The sequence below is a fragment of the Streptomyces sp. DvalAA-14 genome, assembly GCF_900091855.1.
GTDB lineage: Bacteria > Actinomycetota > Actinomycetes > Streptomycetales > Streptomycetaceae > Actinacidiphila.
On record NZ_FMCH01000388.1, the window covers coordinates 78,212 to 95,897 of the forward strand.

13 protein-coding genes are annotated in these 17,686 nt (G+C 67.6%); 9 read left to right on the forward strand and 4 right to left on the reverse strand.

Features of this window, described 5'->3' with window-relative positions:
• Positions 1 to 9 precede the first annotated feature (9 nt).
• Entirely contained in the window at positions 10 to 1,662 is a 1,653-nt protein-coding gene (locus GA0115240_RS20255) for an N-6 DNA methylase (RefSeq protein WP_176725120.1), read from the forward strand.
• Between the two features lie 56 nt (positions 1,663 to 1,718).
• Here the strand turns inward: GA0115240_RS20255 and GA0115240_RS20260 are convergent, their stop codons facing one another.
• Genes GA0115240_RS20260 through GA0115240_RS20270 form a run of 3 tightly spaced genes read right to left on the reverse strand, consistent with a single transcriptional unit; the run spans position 1,719 to position 6,965 of the window.
• Positions 1,719 to 3,854, reverse strand: coding sequence for a UvrD-helicase domain-containing protein (locus tag GA0115240_RS20260; RefSeq protein ID WP_093738229.1), 2,136 nt, complete (start codon positions 3,852 to 3,854; stop codon positions 1,719 to 1,721).
• Between the two features lie 37 nt (positions 3,855 to 3,891).
• Positions 3,892 to 5,133 carry an McrC family protein gene (locus GA0115240_RS20265; protein ID WP_093738307.1) on the reverse strand — a complete coding sequence of 414 codons (1,242 nt, stop codon included), beginning with the start codon at positions 5,131 to 5,133 and terminating at the stop codon, positions 3,892 to 3,894.
• A gap of 5 nt (positions 5,134 to 5,138) precedes the next feature.
• A complete protein-coding gene (locus GA0115240_RS20270) occupies positions 5,139 to 6,965 on the reverse strand; it encodes an AAA family ATPase (protein ID WP_093738231.1) in 1,827 nt (608 codons plus the stop codon).
• Between the two features lie 187 nt (positions 6,966 to 7,152).
• Here GA0115240_RS20270 and GA0115240_RS20275 point away from each other — a divergent pair, with 187 nt between their 5' ends.
• The 6 genes from GA0115240_RS20275 (at position 7,153) to GA0115240_RS20295 (ending at position 15,820) form a co-directional block, all read left to right on the forward strand.
• Positions 7,153 to 8,694, forward strand: coding sequence for a sigma-70 family RNA polymerase sigma factor (locus GA0115240_RS20275; protein WP_237555042.1), 1,542 nt, complete (start codon positions 7,153 to 7,155; stop codon positions 8,692 to 8,694).
• A 78-nt stretch (positions 8,695 to 8,772) separates the two neighbouring features.
• Positions 8,773 to 11,925, forward strand: a complete 3,153-nt coding sequence (locus GA0115240_RS20280) for a helicase (RefSeq protein WP_093738234.1) — start codon at positions 8,773 to 8,775, stop codon at positions 11,923 to 11,925.
• Positions 11,922 to 12,851, forward strand: coding sequence for a hypothetical protein (locus tag GA0115240_RS38385; RefSeq protein ID WP_237555043.1), 930 nt, complete (start codon positions 11,922 to 11,924; stop codon positions 12,849 to 12,851). The genes GA0115240_RS20280 and GA0115240_RS38385 overlap by 4 nt, the downstream gene beginning before the upstream one ends.
• Positions 12,796 to 13,806 (forward strand): DUF1998 domain-containing protein, encoded by a 1,011-nt coding sequence (gene drmB / locus GA0115240_RS38390; protein ID WP_237555044.1) that lies wholly within the window; start codon positions 12,796 to 12,798, stop codon positions 13,804 to 13,806. Before GA0115240_RS38385 ends, drmB begins: the two co-directional genes overlap by 56 nt.
• Positions 13,742 to 14,914: a hypothetical protein gene (locus GA0115240_RS20290; RefSeq protein WP_237555045.1), complete on the forward strand. Its 1,173-nt coding sequence runs from the start codon at positions 13,742 to 13,744 to the stop codon at positions 14,912 to 14,914. Before drmB ends, GA0115240_RS20290 begins: the two co-directional genes overlap by 65 nt.
• Positions 14,915 to 15,151: 237 nt before the next feature.
• The gene (locus tag GA0115240_RS20295; protein WP_093738236.1) at positions 15,152 to 15,820 is read left to right on the forward strand and encodes a hypothetical protein; all 669 of its coding nucleotides are present in this window, start codon (positions 15,152 to 15,154) and stop codon (positions 15,818 to 15,820) included.
• Positions 15,821 to 16,065: 245 nt separating this feature from the next.
• Here the strand turns inward: GA0115240_RS20295 and GA0115240_RS20300 are convergent, their stop codons facing one another.
• Positions 16,066 to 16,497, reverse strand: coding sequence for an ATP-binding protein (locus GA0115240_RS20300; protein WP_093738238.1), 432 nt, complete (start codon positions 16,495 to 16,497; stop codon positions 16,066 to 16,068).
• Positions 16,498 to 16,610: 113 nt separating this feature from the next.
• On the opposite strand from GA0115240_RS20300, the gene GA0115240_RS20305 reads away from it, so the two are divergent.
• Together GA0115240_RS20305 and GA0115240_RS20310 are read left to right on the forward strand one after the other, a co-directional pair.
• Positions 16,611 to 17,444 (forward strand): helix-turn-helix domain-containing protein, encoded by an 834-nt coding sequence (locus GA0115240_RS20305; protein WP_093738240.1) that lies wholly within the window; start codon positions 16,611 to 16,613, stop codon positions 17,442 to 17,444.
• Complete coding sequence (locus GA0115240_RS20310) at positions 17,444 to 17,632, forward strand: DUF397 domain-containing protein (RefSeq protein WP_093738242.1); 189 nt, start codon at positions 17,444 to 17,446, stop codon at positions 17,630 to 17,632. Before GA0115240_RS20305 ends, GA0115240_RS20310 begins: the two co-directional genes overlap by 1 nt.
• Positions 17,633 to 17,686 lie beyond the last annotated feature (54 nt).

Genomic DNA, 17,686 nt, shown 5'->3' on the forward strand with positions numbered 1-17,686 from the left:
GCTGGGACTATGACGGACAAGGTTGCTTCTTCTATCGGCCCTCTTGTCACCGGCTCCGAGATCGCTCGGCTGGCCGGAGTCACTCGGGCTGCTGTCTCCAACTGGCGTCGGCGCTACGACGACTTCCCCGCGCCGGCGGGAGGAGCCGCCAACAGTCCGCTGTACGCGCTCGCCGAGGTTCAAGCATGGCTGGACCGGCAGCGCAAAGGCCAGGAGGTATCACTTGAGGTCGAGTTGTGGCAGGCCATGCGGGCTGCTTACGGGGAACAGATGATCGCAGGTCTGGCAGAGGTGGCCGGGGTGCTGGCCGGTGAGCATGGGTCTGGACTGCCGGATGATGTCGCCGGCCGCGTGCAGGGGCTTGCCCAGACCGAGGCGCCCGTCGACCTCGTAAATGGTCTGACGGGACGTTTCATGGACTCCGCTCGGCGCGCGGGGTCGGACCAGGTGACTTCCGAGCGCGTGGTGCGTGCTGTGTGCCACTTCGCTCCCGAGCTGTCGGCCAATGCCACGGTATTTGATCCCGCCTGCGGAATCGGGGTGCTACTCCTGTCTGTGGCCCCCGAGGGGGGGAGTTGCTGGGGCCAGGACGTGGATGCTGACAGTGTCCGCTTTGCGCAGCACCGCGCGGGAATCACGGGGCAATCAGGTGTGCGCGTTGCACAAGGTGACTCCCTGCGCGCGGATAAATGGCCGGATCTGAAGGCGGATCTAGTCGTCTGCGATCCCCCAGTCGGCCTGACCGAGTGGGGACGAGAGGAGCTGTTGCTCGACTCTCGTTGGGAATTCGGTGCCCCGTCCAAGGCCGAAGGAGAACTCGCCTGGCTCCAACATGCGTACGCGCACACCGAGCCCGGCGGTCAGGTCCTCATGGTCATGCCGGCGTCAGTTGCTTACCGCAAGGCAGGCCGACGCATTCGAGCAGAACTCGTGCGCCGGGGCATCGTTCGCCAAGTGGTCGCTCTGCCACCAGGGACAGCGACATCTCATGCGCTGCCAGTCCACCTGTGGTGCCTGCGGCGGCCCGAGAATAGCGGGGGTACGGATACCAACCACGCCGTGCGCATGGTTGACCTGACCGGCAACAGCCCGGACGGGAGCCTGGAACCCCGCCCCGATCAGATCGCCGACGTGCCGTTGATCGAGCTCCTGGACGACATCGTTGACCTGACGCCAGGCAGTCATCTCAGGGCCCGGCACCGTGACTATCCCGGTGAATACGCGGCCCTGCGCAAGGAACTGGGGGACGAGCTCCGCCGACTTGCCGCCATTCTGCCCGAGCTCTCGCCGGCCAGCGGATCGGGGTCATTGGACGGCGCCACTACCAGCGTTGCGGATCTCGCCCGCGCGGGATTTGTCGAGTACGAGGGCTCCGAACCTGTCTCGGCCAGCGAGCAACTTGACACGGACTTTTTGCAAGGATTTCTCCGTAGCTCGGCCAACACTCGCCGGTCCACAAGTGCCAGTGGGACCTATCGATTTGACGGTAAGGGTGCACGGATTCCCCGTATGGGCATCGACGAGCAGCGTCGGTACGGCTCGGTCTTCCGAGCTCTCTCTGCGTTTGAGGAAGGAACGCGCAAGGTCGACGAACTGAGTCGGCAACTCGCCGAAGTCGCCCGTGACGGCCTCGCCTCGGGCAGCCTGGCGCCCGAGGAATGAGGATGGTGCGGGACGCCCCCAGTGGGCGCCCGCACAGGTCCGCGTACGGTGGTTGTTCAGGCAGGGCGTGGTAGGAACGGGCTCGGGGTTCCGCTCCACGTCACACTTAGCGCTTCGCGAGCGCGAGTGCATGCGACGAAGAGCAGGCAGCGCTCACGGAGCAGGTCGGCGTCATGCTGCACCGGTTCCGCCTCGCGTGGGGTGATCCCACGGGTGAACGGGACTGAGCCCTCGTCGACGCTGAGGACGGACACAGCACGGAACTCCAGCCCTTTCATCGCGTGCATCGTTGCCAGACGGACTCCCTCGGTACTCTGGGTGATCTGCCCCTTGACCCTTAGCACCGGGATGCCGGCGGCCTTCAACTTCTCCTCGGCCGCGTCCAGAGAGAGGTTGAAGCGCGCACACACGCCGATCTCGCGCGGTGCGAGGCCCTCGGCGAGCAACGCCCGGATTCGGTCTACCAGGGATTCGATCTCCTCCTGCCGGGTCGCGTATCCCTGCGCCTGGGGGCTTCGCCCGTGCAGCAGGGAGCGGTAGCCCGCCAGCGAGTCCGTTCCCTCGCCGTCGAGTGCGTCGACGGTGACGGGGGCGAGGAGTCGCGCCGACCAGGCGAGGATCTCCTCGGTCGAGCGGTAGTTGACACGCAGCCGGGAGCTGCGGCCGGCAGTGGAGATGCCCAGGGAGCCGAGCGAGACTCGGGAGTCATAGATTCGCTGGTGCGGATCGCCGGTGACGAACAGGTCGTCCTGGCCGGGGGACACGGCGGCGCGCAGCACACGCCACTGGGCGGGGTGCAGGTCCTGGGCCTCGTCGACAACAACATGGCTGTACGGAGCCTGCTCATCGATGAGGAGTTCCGCCGCATGAGCGCAGATCCGGAGGTGTGTCGTCTCCCCGCGGTCGCGCAGGTACTGTTCGAACCGCTCTACGCCGTTCCACACTTCTTGGCGGCGTGTGGGACCAAGGCCGGTTCCACGGCCTCGGCGGCTTGCGCCGAGGTACGTATCGAGGCTGCGGAGGTTCTGGCCGAGAATGATGTGCCGGTACTCCTGGGCCAGGAACCGGGCGGTGAAGGGCAGATCGAGCTGCTTGACGGCCTTCTCCCACAGCTGCAGCTGTTCCCGGTCCCCGACAGGTCTGGGCGTAGTCGCCGACTTCGCGCGCACGATGCCGTTCGCATAGGCGTCAACCGTCGTTACGTCGACCCGGGCCAGCAACCTCTCGTCCTGTTCGAGGAGCAGGCCGAGCAGGTCACGCAGTCCTGCGGCCAGCGCGTTCGTGTACGTAGTGAGCAGGATGCGGCCGTCCTCGGAACGGCCGAGCAGGTGCTTGATCCGATGCAGGGCAGCGACGGTCTTGCCTGTCCCGGGCCCGCCGGTGACCTGGACAGGACCCCCGTACGAGGTGCGGTAGGCGACGCGCCGTTGGGAGGGGTGAAGGAAAACCCGCCAAGCATCGAATGGCTTCTCCAGGATGTCCTCCAGCTCCTGCGGCCCGGTGACCAGGCGGATGCGTGCCGGAGTGTTGGCGATCACTGTGGCCAGATCCTCGACCGGTTCGGCGGGCGCATCGGCAGGCCGACGGACGGCCACCACATCCCGGTAGACCTCTTCCGGGCTGAAACCCTCGGCCAGGTACTGCAGCACCTCCAGCTGATCTTCCGGCAGGAGTAGGGAGAACGCCTCCAGTTGGGCCTTGTCCACCAGTGAACGCGCGGCGCGCAGCACTTGGGCATCGACGCCGAGCTCGCGCAGCGTGCCGTCGGAGATGCCCGCGAAGAGCAGCCGTGGAGCCGTGCGTGCGGCCGTCTCGTACAACGGCGTCAGCTCGTCCAGGGCGACGGCGTTGCGTACCTCCAGGGCGCGGGTTGCGGAGTTCGCGCTGTACAGACGTTTCGCCGCCCACGTATAGGCGTCGTCGTGCGGCAGGACATTGACCAGGAGGAACGTGTCGCTGCCGTCGTCGGGTGCGAGGACGACGCCCCGCCAGAAGCCGGTGATGCGAATGGTGCGCATGCGCGGGTCACGGGCGTTCTCGACGGACTCCAGGTGCAGGCCCTTGTCCGCGTTGAGCTCGGCGACGCTCAGGGCCTGGAATTTCGCCATGGCCTTGTGGACTCCGGCTCGGATGAGCTTGTCCAGGGTGTCGTAGCCGTCCCAGAAGCTCTGGGCGAAGGCGAGCCGGGGCATGAGGTCCTTCCTTCCCTTCCTGCCTGACGGTGTTTCATCATCGTGGACGTGGGGTGACTGCGGCCAGTTGTTCGGAGATCTTCCGGAGAGCCGAAAGGAGCTGTTTGGGTTCACGGGAGAGGTCGAGGCTGTGCTGGTGCAGCCGCACTCCCCATCCGTCCGGCCCTGCCGTCGTTCCGCGCACCTCGTGGAAGCGCTCGGGCGTTCGCCCAGCCGCGTACACCAGGTGTGCCTCGCGCAGACCGAGCACGGTGGCGTACGCGAGCGCCTGGTACAGGTCGGCGTTGAGGAGTCCGTCGGCCTTCTCGACCTTGTATTTGGCGTCGACGACAGCAAGCGGAGTGCGGCCGTCGCCTGTGCGGACGACGAGATCGGGGCGCACCCGTACGAGACCTGCGGTGTCGAGGTGGTGGAGGTCCTGGAGATTCGCGGTCAGGCCGTGTTCCCGAAGGGCCTCACGCAGGGCGACCGTGACGAAGTCCTCGAACAGCTTGTTCATGTCGAGCAGGAAGCCGTCGATGGTGAGTGGTTCGGGCCCGGTTGGGCGGTGTTCCGGTGAGGTGCCGTGCAGGACCGCCTCGGCGAGCCGCAGCGCGGGCTGATAGCGGGAGTTCAGGCGCGACGGCCGCCACCGTGGCAACTCCTGCCCCCGCACCAGTGGCAGCGCGTCTGCGAGACGTACCCGCTGATGGGCCAGGCGCCTCCGGACGGGGCCGGGAACCCCCGGCAACCGCAGCAACCGCTCGACGGCAGCACGCAGGATACGGTTCTCCGCGGTGTCCGCGCTGTACGCGTCGTAGACGATCTCCACGGGCGGTGTTCGGCCGAAGTGCCGTCGAATCTGTTCGGCCTCGCGCAACCGCCCGCGCACCACCAGTGCGGATTCCTCCACCTCGCGGTAGCCCTGGAGGACCCCCTGCCGGAGCGCGGCGTCGATCTGCCGCTCCACAGCGTGCGCGAGTGCGGGGACAACATCGTCGTACGTGCCGATGTCGACGGTGCCCTCTCGGCTGTCGCGCCATGCGCGTGCTGGCGCGAGGCTGAACCCGAGGAGGAAGAACAGCCGGCTCACGGGGGTCTTGGGCGTGATCCGTACGACCGAGCCGTCCGGTGTGCGTACGGCGCCGACCCAGCTGCCCGCCCGCAGCAGCCAGTGCCCCTCCCGGCCGGGATCCGGGGTGGCGCTGTGCAGGATCCCGGAGGCGGCGAGGGCCCGCCCGGCCTCGGAGCCGAGCGGGACAGAGACTGCGGGCCCGTACTCGCGCAGCGTCACTTCCATCACGGTCACGGGCGCTGTTCGCGCAATGAGTCGAGACCGTAGCGGGCGGTGACGTCGAGGCCCTCGCCGTAGTGGTGCTCCTCGAGCAGCGGGAGAATCTTGGTTCGCCAGGTCCGTTCGAGACCGCCCTCGCGGTACACGCCCGGCTTCATCAAGTACGACGGACCGATGGCGAAGTCCGCGTCGTCGATGCGGGCATTGAGGGCATCGAGGAGGTTGGCGGGCTCCGGATCCCTGCCTTCGCGCTTCAGCCAGCGAGCGAGCAGTCCGGCGGTCGGCTCGGTGCGGGGGGACAGCTCAACGAACGCGAACCGGCGCCGCATCGCCGCGTCGACCAGGGCGATCGATCGGTCGGCGGTGTTCATCGTCCCGATCACGAACAGATTCGGCGGAAGCGCGAAGTCGTCCCCGGAATAGGTGAGGCGGACGGACCTCGTGCGGTACTCCAGTAGGAAGTACAGCTCACCGAAGACCTTGGCCAGATTGGCGCGGTTGATCTCGTCGATGATCAGGAAGTGCGGGAGGTGCCGGTTGCCCTCGAGTGAGGCGAGATCGGCGAGTTCCCGGAGCGGGCCCGCGGTCAGCCGGAAGGCAACCTCCCTCGTCTCGGAATCTTCCGCGGGCCGGAACCCTTCGAAGAAGTCCTCATAGGCGTAGGAGGGATGGAACTGCACGATCTTGACCTGTTCCGGGCCGCCGCCGAAGTACTCGGCCAGCTTCATCGCCAGATACGTCTTGCCTGTGCCCGGCGGCCCATAGAACACCAACTGACGTTCATCGAGGAGCAGTTCACGCATCTCGTCGAGCCAGGACCGGTCGTGGACGAGGAGGTCTGCGGCAAGCGCTTCGGTGGTGTCCGGCAGTGACAGCTCCCTCTGTGTCGGCCGTTCGACAGCGGGGTGCTCACCGGTGCCATCGGCAGCCGCCGGGACCGCACGCGCTGAGAGCTCGGTGAGCGCGCCCAGTGCGTCCAGAACGCCGGTCAGGTCGACGACATCATGCTGAACGGACAGCTTCTGCTGTACTTCCTCCGGCAGTTCCTCATACGCATGGCTCTGCGGCAGCCACGCGACAGTCCGTCGCAGATTCGACAGCCCGCCCGGCGACGAGGTCTGGAGGGCCTCCCCGGTGATTAGCCCTACGTGCAACCGGCCGTCGCCGATGGCGGCCACCGTGTCGTCCACACGCATCTGCGTCAGGAATGCGTGCAGATCGTCGACGAGGCCCTGCTTCTGGTTGTACGAGGCCGCGCCCTCGTATCCCTCCTCCACGTAGCGGCGCAGGGCGCTCTTCGTCGGGTCGTTCTCCTCCAGGGGCGGCAGGTGTACGCCGGCAAGCGAGACGAACCCCTCTTTCAGCCACAGTTGCCGCACCAGGTTGTGCCCCGAGACGTTGGAGCCGCGCACCAGCCACGCCTTGCGTGGGGCACGCCAGCCGGTGGACAGATAGTCCGCGAGCGGGTGGTTCTCGGCGGTGCGCCAGGACTCGGGGCCGGACGCGTCGTAGCCATACACCAGCGCGGCGGCAGCCGAGGAGGAGTTGCAAATGATGTCCCGGGTCGCCACCCAACGCGGCGGAGCCTGCGGGTTGTCAGGATCGGCGCGGGTGTCGGCGAGCGCGTTGCTCGCCCGCAGATCCGCGCGGATCCGATGTGCGTAGTCACCGAGCCCGGGCCACTCGTCGGCGGCCACCGTTGAACCCTCTCGCAGGAGGAACTTGTGCGTGCCGTTGCCGCCGAACTGAGTGAGCAAATATCCGCGCGCCTCTCCGCCGTTTTTGGGAAGCTTGATGCGGAATTCGGGGGCGCCGGGGAGGCGATCGGGGTGCGGCATGGGTGACCTTCCGTCTAGGTCGAAGCCTGCGCGAACGCCAGCCACCTTACCTGTTGACACTGTCAAACTACTAATTCTGTTGACAGTGTTCACGGGTCGGTCTTAGTGTGTAGCTACGCCGGGCTGGCTCGTTCGAGCAGAATCGGCGCTCGGTCGCTGGAGTGGGGGCGCTATGGGTGGGGACTCGATGGCCGGGGTCGAACGGGTCACGGTCGAGGCGGAGTTGCCGTTCGTCATCGAGAGGCTGAAGCGGTGCGCGTCTCGTACGGGCGTTGTCAGTCAGCAAGCTTTCGCTCTGGAGGCGGGTCGACTCGGGCTGAGAACCGCGGAGCAGCAGCGAAGGCTTCGCAATGGGCTAGCTGTTTTCGGCATTCACGTGAAGCCTTCTCCCCGGGGAGGCTCGAGCCATCGCGCCGGGCCCGTCTCCGACCTTGAGGTGCAGGCTGCGACGCCGTTAACGAAGACGCCCGCTCCACCGGTTGCCGCCCCTGAACCAGGGCTCGGTGCAACCGAGGCGGCCGGACGCTTGGCCCAGGCCCGTCGCATGTTGGCCCGCTACGCCGATGGAGACGGCGCCGTCAGCAAGCTCGCCCACGACGGTGTGGCACGGCTCCACGGCCTCAACCCTACCGAAGTGCGCGAGCTGACCGCTGACTTCCGGATCAGCCGACCCGGAACGCCCAGCGTGCCCGCTGAACCGCCGGAGCGTCGTGAGGGCCGCCCTGTCGGGTCTGTACTCGCGCCGACCTCCAGGGTCGCACGTGTGCGGGCGCCGATCGTCAGGAAGGGCGCCCGAGTTGCCTCCTACGCCGTGGACGCGCGCCCGGCCGATGCCGTTCGCGTTGCCCGAGTCGTTGTGGAAGAAGACCGGTGGCGGCGTGACCCGGCCAAGGTGGTGCTCAAGGCGGAAGAGGAAGTCGGCCTGGCCGTTCTCCTCCGTGGCGGTACGCACCTGCTCGGTCGTGATGTTCCGGTGGACGAGATTGCGGCGCTGCCCCGCGACGGTGAGCGATGGCGCGCCTACGAGTGCCTTGTCCTGCACAACCAGCGGCTCGTGTGGAAGATCGCGCAGGGCTATCAGGGACACGGACTGGACGTCGAAGACCTCGTCCAGCACGGAAGTATCGGACTGCTGCGCGCGGTTCGCAAGTTCGACGCTACTCAGGGGTACAAGTTCTCGACCTACGCAACCTGGTGGATCAAGCAGTCAATGACGCGGGCCATCGCCGACGAAGGCACCCTGATCCGATTGCCTGCGCACCTCCACGAAAAGGTCACCAAGGTCGCCGCGGCCGAGCGGAAGCTGCTGGGTGAAGGGCGTGCCAGGTCCGTTGAGAACGTGGCCTACGTCACCGGCCTCACCTTCACGGAAGTGGAAAAGGTGCGCAGGATCAGCCGGCCCACGGATTCCCTGGATCGGATCATCGGCGACGACGCCGCCCTCGGTGACCTGGTTATCGGGCCGAGCCGACTGCCCGGCCCTCCCACCGTACTGATCCGCAAGGAGTTTCACGCGCGCTTGCGGCACGTCCTGGAGCACCTCTCGGAGCGTGAGCGGCACATCCTCATCAGGCGCACCGGCCTTGACGGTGACGAGCCGGACACGCTGGAGGACATCGGTGTCGTCTTCGGCGTCACCCGTGAGCGCATCCGGCAGATCGAGTCGAAGGCCAAGCCGAAGTTGCGCGACGAGCTGGCCCGTCACGGGCTCATTCCGTCCTTCCGCTGAACGCACCACCCCCGACAGATCACCGCCGTCCCCTCAACATCCGATACCGGACCCGACCTGATCCGAAGGAACTCGCACATGGACCCGCGCCAAGAGCTGGTCGATTACCTCTCCCGGCACCTCGTCGGGCCCGCCCGTGGGGATGACGAGGTGCTCGACGCGCCGCCGGACCAGCAGTACCTGATGGGCACGCTCTATCCGCAACAGGCAGATCTCCTGCGGCAGCTCGCCCGTGCGGCCGACGACCCCGACGCACCCGGCGCCGAGCAGGACGCCCCCGACGTGGATCCGGCCTCCGACCCCGTGCCCGAGACCAACAGCTGGCTTCCCGCTTCCCTCGGCGTGAGTTTCTACACCGACGCTGGACGCGTCGAGGTGACATGCACCGGTGCCCGCTACGAGACGTTGAGGAGCGAACCCGGCCGCGGGCGGCGCTGGCGGCGTGTCCCTCACATGCCCGAGACGCACACGATCGGCACCGACCGGGAGACCGTGCCCGTCCTCGACGGCCGCGCGGAGATCCGGGTGCGCTGCCGCCCTTACGGCAACGGCACGCTGGTCACGGTGGCCCTGGTCAACGCCGCTCGCCATGACGGTTCCGACGGTAAGGCGCCGAGCTGGGACGACATGCTGTTCCAGTGCGGACTCACGGTCCGCCCGGTCGGCGGTGCCGTGCTTCCCTATCCCAGCGTCCGACTCGCCAGTCGTGACCCCGAGGAGCGTGAACTGCGCCTGCAGTACCGGCACGTCGTCACCCACGCTGTCGGGCACGGCTGCGCCGTCCGAGAGGAGCCCACCGAGGGAAGCGGCGTCGTACTCCTTGCCAGCGAAGCCCTGCCGCGTGCCGAAGTGCCCGCCATCCGGGCCGGCGGCCCGCTCGACGCCCCCGCGCTCACCATCTCGCACCTGGCCGACCCGGCCGTCAGCGGCGACCAACTCCGCGAGGAGCTGGCCGATTTCGCCGCGTCGTACCACGCCTGGTACGTGGGCCAGCGATCCGTCGAGGTGCCGGCCTGGGGGCAGGAGGCGGCGGAGCGGATCCTCGAGCGCATCCATCAGGCAGTCACCCGCATCGAAGCGGGCGTGCGCACTCTGTGCGACCCGAACCGCCCCGAACTCCTCGACGCCTTCCGCATCGCCCAGCGGGCCATGCTGCTGCAGATGCGGCATTCGGCCCCGGACCAGGCCGGAGAGCGACGCCGCCGCTCCGAAGCCGTGGCCACCGACCCGCCGGTGGACCCCAAGGCCACCTGGCGCCCCTTCCAGCTCGCGTTCTTCCTTCTCGCCCTCGACGGCGTAGCCGAATCCGGCCACCCCGACCGTGAGACCACCGATCTGCTGTGGTTCCCCACCGGTGGAGGCAAGACGGAGGCGTATCTGCTGCTGGCCGCCTTCGCGATCGCGCTGCGACGGCTCCGCGGCGAAGGTGGCGGCACCGCCGTACTCAGCCGCTACACCCTCAGCCTGCTCACCACCCAGCAGTTCCAGCGCGCCGCCACCACGATCTGCGCCCTCGAACATCTCCGTCGCAGCGAACCCGGACTCGGTCTCGGCGACGAGCCGATCACCGTCGGCCTGTGGGTCGGGGAGACCACCACCCCCAACAAGTTCGAGGCGGCCAAGGACGCTTTCGACCAGCAGCGCGAGGCCACCCACCCCGAGGACGTCTTCATCCTCGACCGCTGCCCCTGGTGCGGCACCCGCATCCTGCCGCCGAGCCACTCCAGCGTCCGCTCCGACTACGGAGTCCGCGCCGAACCAGACGACTTCGCCTTCTTCTGCCCACGCGACGAGTGCGCCTTTCACGACCTTCTGCCCGTTGCCGTGGTCGACCAGCACCTCTACCAGCAGCCTCCCACCTTCGTCCTCGGCACCGTCGACAAATTCGCCCGGCTCGCCTGGGAGCGCGACTCCGGACGCCTCTTCGGGGCCGGCACCGGTAACCCACCCCCGTCCTTGATCATCCAGGACGAGCTGCATCTGCTCACCGGGCCGCTCGGCACCACGGTCGGTCTCTACGAGGCGGCCATCCTGGAGCTGTGCACCGACCGGAACGGCCGGCGGCCCAAGATCGTCGCCGCCACGGCCACCATCCGGCGCTCCGCCGAACAGGTACGCGCCCTGCACCACCAGGACGTCCAGCTCTTCCCGCCGTCAGGAGTCGACTCCCGCGACAGCTTTTTCGCCGTCCCCGACCACAGCCGCCCGGGCCGCCTCTACCTGGGTGTCATGGCGCAGGGCCACACCGCGGGCCGGGGGGCCGTCGCCACCACGGCGGCCATGCTGCAGGGCGTCCACCAGCTTCCCGAAGAGCACCGAGACGACTACTGGACGCTCGTCGCCTACCACCACAGCCTGCGCGAACTGGGCCGAACCGTAACCGCGGCCGGCGACGAAATTCCCGCTCAGCTCCGCGGACTCGACGAGGGGGCCGGCGTCCGCGCGCTCGGCAACGGCGACGTACAGCAACTGACCAGCAATGTGCCGGAGCGTGCCGAACAGCCCGTCCTGCTCGACCGCCTGGAGAAGCCCTGGACGGACCCCAGGTGCGTCTCGCTCCTGCCGTGCACCAACATGCTCTCCGTTGGTGTCGACGTGAAGCGGCTCGCCTACCTACTCATGCAGGGCCAGCCCAAGACCACCGCCGAATACATCCAGGCCACCAGCCGCGTCGGCCGCCATCAGGTGCCGGGACTCGTCGTCACCTACTTCAACGCGACTCGGCCGCGTGACAGGTCCCACTACGAGACTTTCCTGGACTATCACCGCGCCCTCTACCGTTACGTCGAACCCGCCAGCGTCACCCCCTGGTCCCTGCCCGCGCGCCGCCGCGCGCTGCACGCCGCTCTTGTCATCCTGGTCCGCCACCGGCTCGGTCTGGCCGCCGAGAACCAGGCCGGACGGATCACCCTCCACAGGGACGAGGCCGAGCGGATCGCGGACGCCCTTGCCGAGCGTGCGGCGATCGCCGAGAGCGGCGCCTCGGGAACCGACAGCGATGCGGTCCGCGTCGACGTCCGCGCGGAACTGGGCTACCTCCTCGACGACTGGCACCAGCAGGCCAAGGCAGCCGCCGCCGAGGGCAAAGACCTCTACTACCGCAGCCAGGGCAAGGGCCAGCACAACCTGCTCAAGACCTTCGAGCAGCGCTATGGCCTGTGGGAAACCCTCAACTCCATGCGCAGTGTGGATCGCGAATGCCAGATCACCGTGACGGGAGCGGGAAAGTGAAGCGCAAACTCCGGGTCCGCCAGGCACAGACGGTGCTGCCGTTCGGCGTCGGCGCCATCCTCGATGTCCAGGGGGAGTCCTTCGTCGCCGCCGGCATCGAGTCCTGGCCGCGGCAGAAGACCGCCATCACTTCCGAACGGCTCGCCACTCGGCTCGGCGTCCAGGGCTTCTTCGCCGCACCCCCTACCCTCAACGACCGCTACGACCAGTCCGACCACCCCGGCGTCCCGTATGTGCGATTTCCCGGCTGGCTGTTCTGCGGCTCCTGCCGGGCCATGGTCCGCTTTCTGCGCGAGAACGAGAAGCCCGGTGAGCCGCCCGTCTGCACATCCTGCGCTGCCGCACCGCGTCTCACCCCGATGCGGTTCGTCCGCATCTGTCCGGACGGGCATCTCGACGACGTGGACTGGTGGTACTGGGCCCACTCCCAGCTCCCAGCCGAACTGCGGTCCTCCTGCTCCGAGTCGAAGGACGCCTGGAAGGCACGCCGTCTCAGTTTCCGCGTGGCCGACCGCGCTTCCGGACTCGAAGCGCTTTCGGTGCGTTGCGGGGCGACCAGGGCGGACGGCAAGCCGTGCGCCGCCGAGCGCGACCTGCTCGACATTCTCGGACCCCGGGGCGGACGGTGCTCGGGTGGCAATCCGTGGCAGCGCCGAAAGGAGAACGCCACCTGCGGCCAGCAGACACACATTGTGCAGCGCACCGCCGGCAACGTCTACTATCCGGTCGTCTACTCGGCTCTCGACATCCCCCAGTCCCGCCGAACCCCCACGCCTGGAGCAGGACGCCGGCGAGGCCGTGCGCGGCCATCCGTACTGGCTGATCCTGCTGGGTGCACTCGGGACGGGTCGAGCCGATGCCTTCCGCGACATGATCAAGGAAGACACCGGCGCCGCCGACAGCCTCATCGATCAACTCGTCGCTGAAGCCACGGGCGCTCCGGCGACGCCGTCCGGCGGTCGACCAGAGGCCGGCGACATCGACCTGAGCCGGGACGAGTGGTGCGCCTTCGATGCTGTCGAACATCCGGAGCCTACGAAGGAGTTCGCGATACGCCGAAGTGGTCTCGGTCTTGACGGTGAGACGGAGGAGCCCTGGGCCACCCTCGACACGCACATCGATGGCATCGTCCTCGCCGACCGCATCCGCGAGGTGCGGGCGCTGACCGGGTTCCGTCGCCACACTCCGGACGGCACCCTTGTTTCCGCCGACACCAGTGGGCGCCTGCGCTGGCTGCCCGCGACGGAGGTCTACGGCGAGGGCATCGTCCTCACCCTCGACGAACAACGCCTGATCGCCTGGGAAGGCGACCCTCGCGTTCAGGCGCATGTGCGGGGGGTCCGTACGGACCTCGACGCGTCGTTCCGGGACGAACAACTCGCCGATACCGTGGGCAGCGAACTCTCACCCCGCTTCTTGCTCCTGCACACTCTCGCCCACCTCCTCATCCGCCAGCTCTCCTTCGACTCCGGCTACACCACAGCAAGCCTCTGCGAGCGCGTTTACGGCCGCCCCGAGTACGGCCAGCGCGGGCTGCTGATCTACACGGCCGCCGGTGATGCGGCAGGCACCCTCGGCGGCCTCGTCCGGCAGGGAGAAGCACCGCACTTTGCCGAAACCCTCATCCGGATGCTGGAGGCGGCCGCCTGGTGCTCTGCCGACCCGCTGTGCGCCGAGCACACCGGACAGGGCTTCGGAAACCTCAACCGCGCCGCCTGCCACGCCTGCGCCCTGCTGCCGGAGACGAGCTGCCAGACTGGCAACACCCTGCTGGATCGCGCCCTGGTCGTCGGCTCCGCGGGCGTTCCCGGCTACTTTGCCGACGTCCTCACCGCGAGCCGCGAATTCGCTGCCGCCACCGTTCTGGGGTCACAAGAATGACCAGGGCGAAATCCCCCGTTCTCCACCCCGACCTCACCTCCGCCCAGCGCGGCTGCCTGGACGCCCTGCCGCTCAAGGGCAACCGTGTCGTCAGCGGCTCGCCCGGCAGCGGCAAGAGCTTGCTCGCCGCGCATCGCGCCGTCCATCTCGCCCTCACCGGCCGCCCACCCTGCTGCTTTCGCGCTCAAACCTCCTGCGCCAACTCCTGGACGACACCCTTCAAGGCATCACGGTCCCGGGCGCACCCGTCGAAGCCGCCACCGTCCACGGCTGGATCCTGCGCCACTTCGGCCGCGACGCACCGCGCACCACGGATGGCTGGTTCGACTGGACGGCCCTCACCCACCGAGCCGCCGCCACCTTCGGCGAGACCGACGCGTCCGCACCCCACCTCGTCATCGACGAGGGCCAAGACCTGCCACCGGGCTTCTACCGGCTGGCCCGCCTCGCCGCCGCCTCGGTCACGGTGTTCGCCGACGAGTGCCAGCGCCTCACCGAGACGAACTCCACCCTGAGCGAGATCACCGACGCCCTCGGCCGCTCCACCGGACGCGTCGAGGTTGCCGGCAATCACCGCAACACCCGCGAGATCGCCTCCCTCGCGGAGCACTTCCGCACCGGTGGCACCCGCCCGGACATGCCTATCCGCAGCGGCTCCTTGCCCGTCATCCGTCACTACTCCAGCAACAAGGATCTCGCAGACGGCATCGCCACCATGGCCGCCCGGCACCCGCAGGACCGCATCGGCGTCATCGTCAACGCTTCGCGCACCACGGTCGAGCTGATGCGACACCTCGAACGGGCCGGCCTTGCCCACGAACCCCAGCTCTACAGCTCGGCGGCGTCGTTCGGCCGCTACCGTGACCTCGACCTCGCCCGCCCCGGCGTCGTCCTCGTCCACCGCGCCAGCGCCAAGGGCCTCGACTTCGACACCGTCGTCATCCCCGACACCGAGACCGACGCCGCCACCGACCCCACCGAGGCGTCCCTGCGGATGGCCTACTACGTCATGATCACCCGCGCCCGGCAGCGGCTGGTCCTGGGCTGGCAGGGCAGCCGACTGCCGGGGCACCTGGAGGGGCTGAGGGGCTGGGTGACGATGCGCTGAAGGCTCGACTTATGCGAACGCTTTCGTCACACCATGTTGCGGCGATGACGCTCGCTCGACTGAGGTCGACCCGGAGTTTACTGACCTTCTGACAGATTGATTGGACCCAACGCGAGGCAGAATTAGTGAAAGTCGGGCTCGGGGATCGACTGCACATCTCACTGGATTTCCGATACAAACCTACGTGCACTGCAAGTTGTCCTCTTCGCGAGGTGCAACGGACCTGGAGGGGAAATTATGAACCACGCAGCGGACGAGCTCGAACCGTCTCGGCTCCAGAAGGCTGTCGAGGCCATCGTCATCACACCGGAGGCGGCCGCTGAGCTCGTGGGCGGTTACTGTGCGAATTTCGAGACAAAGTTCAATCGGAAGCCCGAGAATCTGGAGGACAAGAGCCGGATCGCCGCCAAGATCATCGGCCGGTACTCCAAGTTTTCGGCAGCCGCCGGGGCGGTCACCGCAGCCCCGAGCATCATCCCTGGGGTCGGGACGGCGGTCGCAGTCCTGGGCGGTGGTGTCACTGATATCGCCATGTCACTCAAGCTCCAGGTAGACATGTGCATGTGCCTGGTTGAGGTGTACGAGACCGAGTTGAAAAGTGAAGACAAGAAGCACCTCGCCTTCGTGCTCGCGTTGGCAGGTTCTGCAGAGCAGATGGCGGCGAAGGGCGGCAAGGCAGCGGCCCAGAAGATCGCCCAGAAGTTGGTCTACCAGTACCTGCGAGGGCCCGCCTTGATCACGATCAAGCAGTTGTTCAAGCGGGTGTCCATCACGTTCACCCAGAAGGCGGCGGCAAAGGCGATACCAGCCGGCGTAGGTGTTGCTTTCAGCGGCTCAACCAACTACGTCCTGACGAGGGTGGTGGGCAAGGTCGCCGTGGCGGTCCTGGCCAAAGATGTGAAGTAGCAACGCTGCATCGGATCCCGTATAGCCGACTCAGGATCAGCCGTACCGCAGACGTTTTCCGTCCGTGTGGACCGAGCGAGACTGCTTGGCACCGAGGACCTTTTCCGACGTCTACCAACAACTGCGGGAGCTGTCCAGCGGAAGACCTCCGGCATGTCACCAGCCCGAACACGGTGCGACGGGCCGGCTCACCGTGCGTTCCTACCTCGGCCCCGTCCGCAAGCGGGGACTGGGTGCTTCGACGCTTACCCGCGCGGAGCGAATTCGCACCAGACGACTTTGCCGGGCGTCCGCTCGCCGACATCCCACTTGTCCGCCAGGGCGTCGACGAGGAAAAGGCCCCGACCCGACTCCATTTGGTCCGGGTCCGGGCCCCGTTCCCCATCCGCCTGGGTGGGCAGGCGGGGCCGGCCGTCGCCGCTGTCGTGGACCTCGATGCGCAGCACGCCGCCCGCGTCCCGGCTCAGCTGGAGCATGAACCCGCGCCCGGGCGGCACACCGTGCAGCAGCGCGTTGGTCGTCAGCTCGCTGACGCACAGCAGCACGTCGTCGGCCCGGCTCGTGCAGCCCCAGTCGACCAGCGCCTCGTACGCGAACCCCCGCGCGGCGGGCACTGAACGTCGCTCCCGGCGGTAGAACCGCTCCCGGAGAGCTTCCTGTTGTGGCTCTGTGTTCATGAAACCCAGCGTCGCGCAGGGTAATCGCGATATACCAGTCTTGTTACTCGTACATCGTCGATGTACGGGTAAGGAGCGATACGGCACGGGTTGAAGTGGGGTAATCCAGAGCCATGGCACCACGAAGGCGGCGACTGCCGAGGAAGAAGAATCCGACACCGTTCGAGTCGCTGGGCGCGCAATTAGCCCGGGCACGCATCGCGCGAGGCTTCACGCAGGTCCAGTTGGCCGAGGCGGCCATCATCAGCCTGGCCAAGCTGGAGTCCATCGAGCAGGACCGGCGGCCGTTGACGCTCGACCTGGCCCGGCAGTTCGACGAGGTGCTGGGCACGAACGGCCTGCTGGAGGTGGGCGTGGAGCATCTGCCCGATGCCGACAGCGTGATCCCGGTCTGGGCCTTGGCCTTCGTCGACTTGGAGCGCGACGCCATCGCCATCTCGTCGTTCGAGAACCAGGTACTGCCTGGCCTGCTCCAGACCGAGGAATACATGCGTGCGGTCTTCGACAGCCGCGTGCCGATCCTCGACCCCGACGAGATCGCCTTGCAGATCGCTGTACGACTGGAGCGGCAGGAGATATTGCAACGCAGAGTGCCACCCGTCGTCAGCTTTGTCCTGTCGGAGGCCACCGTCCGTGACCGACTCGGCGGCGACGAGGTCTACCGGGGCCAACTCCGACACCTACGCGCTTGCGCGGACGTGCCGGGCATCGCGATCCAGATCCTGCCACTCGGCCTGACCGGTCACGCGGGACTTTCCGGGCCGTTCGTACTCGTGGAAACCCCAGAGCACGAGCACCTCGCCTACGCTGAAACGCAGCGCGGCAGCCATTTCGTGCACGACCCGGATGAGGTCAGCATCTTGGCGGCGAGGTATGCCATGCTGCGCACGCAGGCCCACAACACCTACGAGACGAAGGGCCTGTTGGACCAGCTGGTAGGAGAGTAATGAGCGAGTTCCTGAAGTGGTTCAAGTCCAGCTACAGCAGCGAGGACGGCGGCAACTGCGTCGAGGTCGCCGCCCACCCCGGTGCCATCCACGTGCGGGATTCCAAGGACCCCGAGGGCCCCGCCTTCACGTTCGACCCCGCCGCGTGGTCCGCGTTCACGGCGTTCGCCGCCGCGCAGGACGCCTAAGCGCCCACAGGGCGCTGCCCCGTCCCGCTGCCCGAGCCGGCCTCTCGCCACTTG

Excerpts from the sequence above, each read along its gene's own strand:
- GA0115240_RS20275 (WP_237555042.1), top strand. The coding sequence starts at position 7,153 with ATGGCCGGGGTCGAACGGGTCACGGTCGAGGCGGAGTTGCCGTTCGTC.
- GA0115240_RS20300 (WP_093738238.1), bottom strand. The coding sequence starts at position 16,497 with ATGAACACAGAGCCACAACAGGAAGCTCTCCGGGAGCGGTTCTACCGC.
- drmB (WP_237555044.1), top strand. The coding sequence starts at position 12,796 with ATGATCAAGGAAGACACCGGCGCCGCCGACAGCCTCATCGATCAACTC.
- GA0115240_RS20265 (WP_093738307.1), bottom strand. The coding sequence starts at position 5,133 with ATGGAAGTGACGCTGCGCGAGTACGGGCCCGCAGTCTCTGTCCCGCTC.
- GA0115240_RS20310 (WP_093738242.1), top strand. The coding sequence starts at position 17,444 with ATGAGCGAGTTCCTGAAGTGGTTCAAGTCCAGCTACAGCAGCGAGGAC.
- GA0115240_RS20270 (WP_093738231.1), bottom strand. The coding sequence starts at position 6,965 with ATGCCGCACCCCGATCGCCTCCCCGGCGCCCCCGAATTCCGCATCAAG.
- GA0115240_RS20280 (WP_093738234.1), top strand. The coding sequence starts at position 8,773 with ATGGACCCGCGCCAAGAGCTGGTCGATTACCTCTCCCGGCACCTCGTC.
- GA0115240_RS20305 (WP_093738240.1), top strand. The coding sequence starts at position 16,611 with ATGGCACCACGAAGGCGGCGACTGCCGAGGAAGAAGAATCCGACACCG.
- GA0115240_RS20255 (WP_176725120.1), top strand. The coding sequence starts at position 10 with ATGACGGACAAGGTTGCTTCTTCTATCGGCCCTCTTGTCACCGGCTCC.
- GA0115240_RS20260 (WP_093738229.1), bottom strand. The coding sequence starts at position 3,854 with ATGCCCCGGCTCGCCTTCGCCCAGAGCTTCTGGGACGGCTACGACACC.
- GA0115240_RS20295 (WP_093738236.1), top strand. The coding sequence starts at position 15,152 with ATGAACCACGCAGCGGACGAGCTCGAACCGTCTCGGCTCCAGAAGGCT.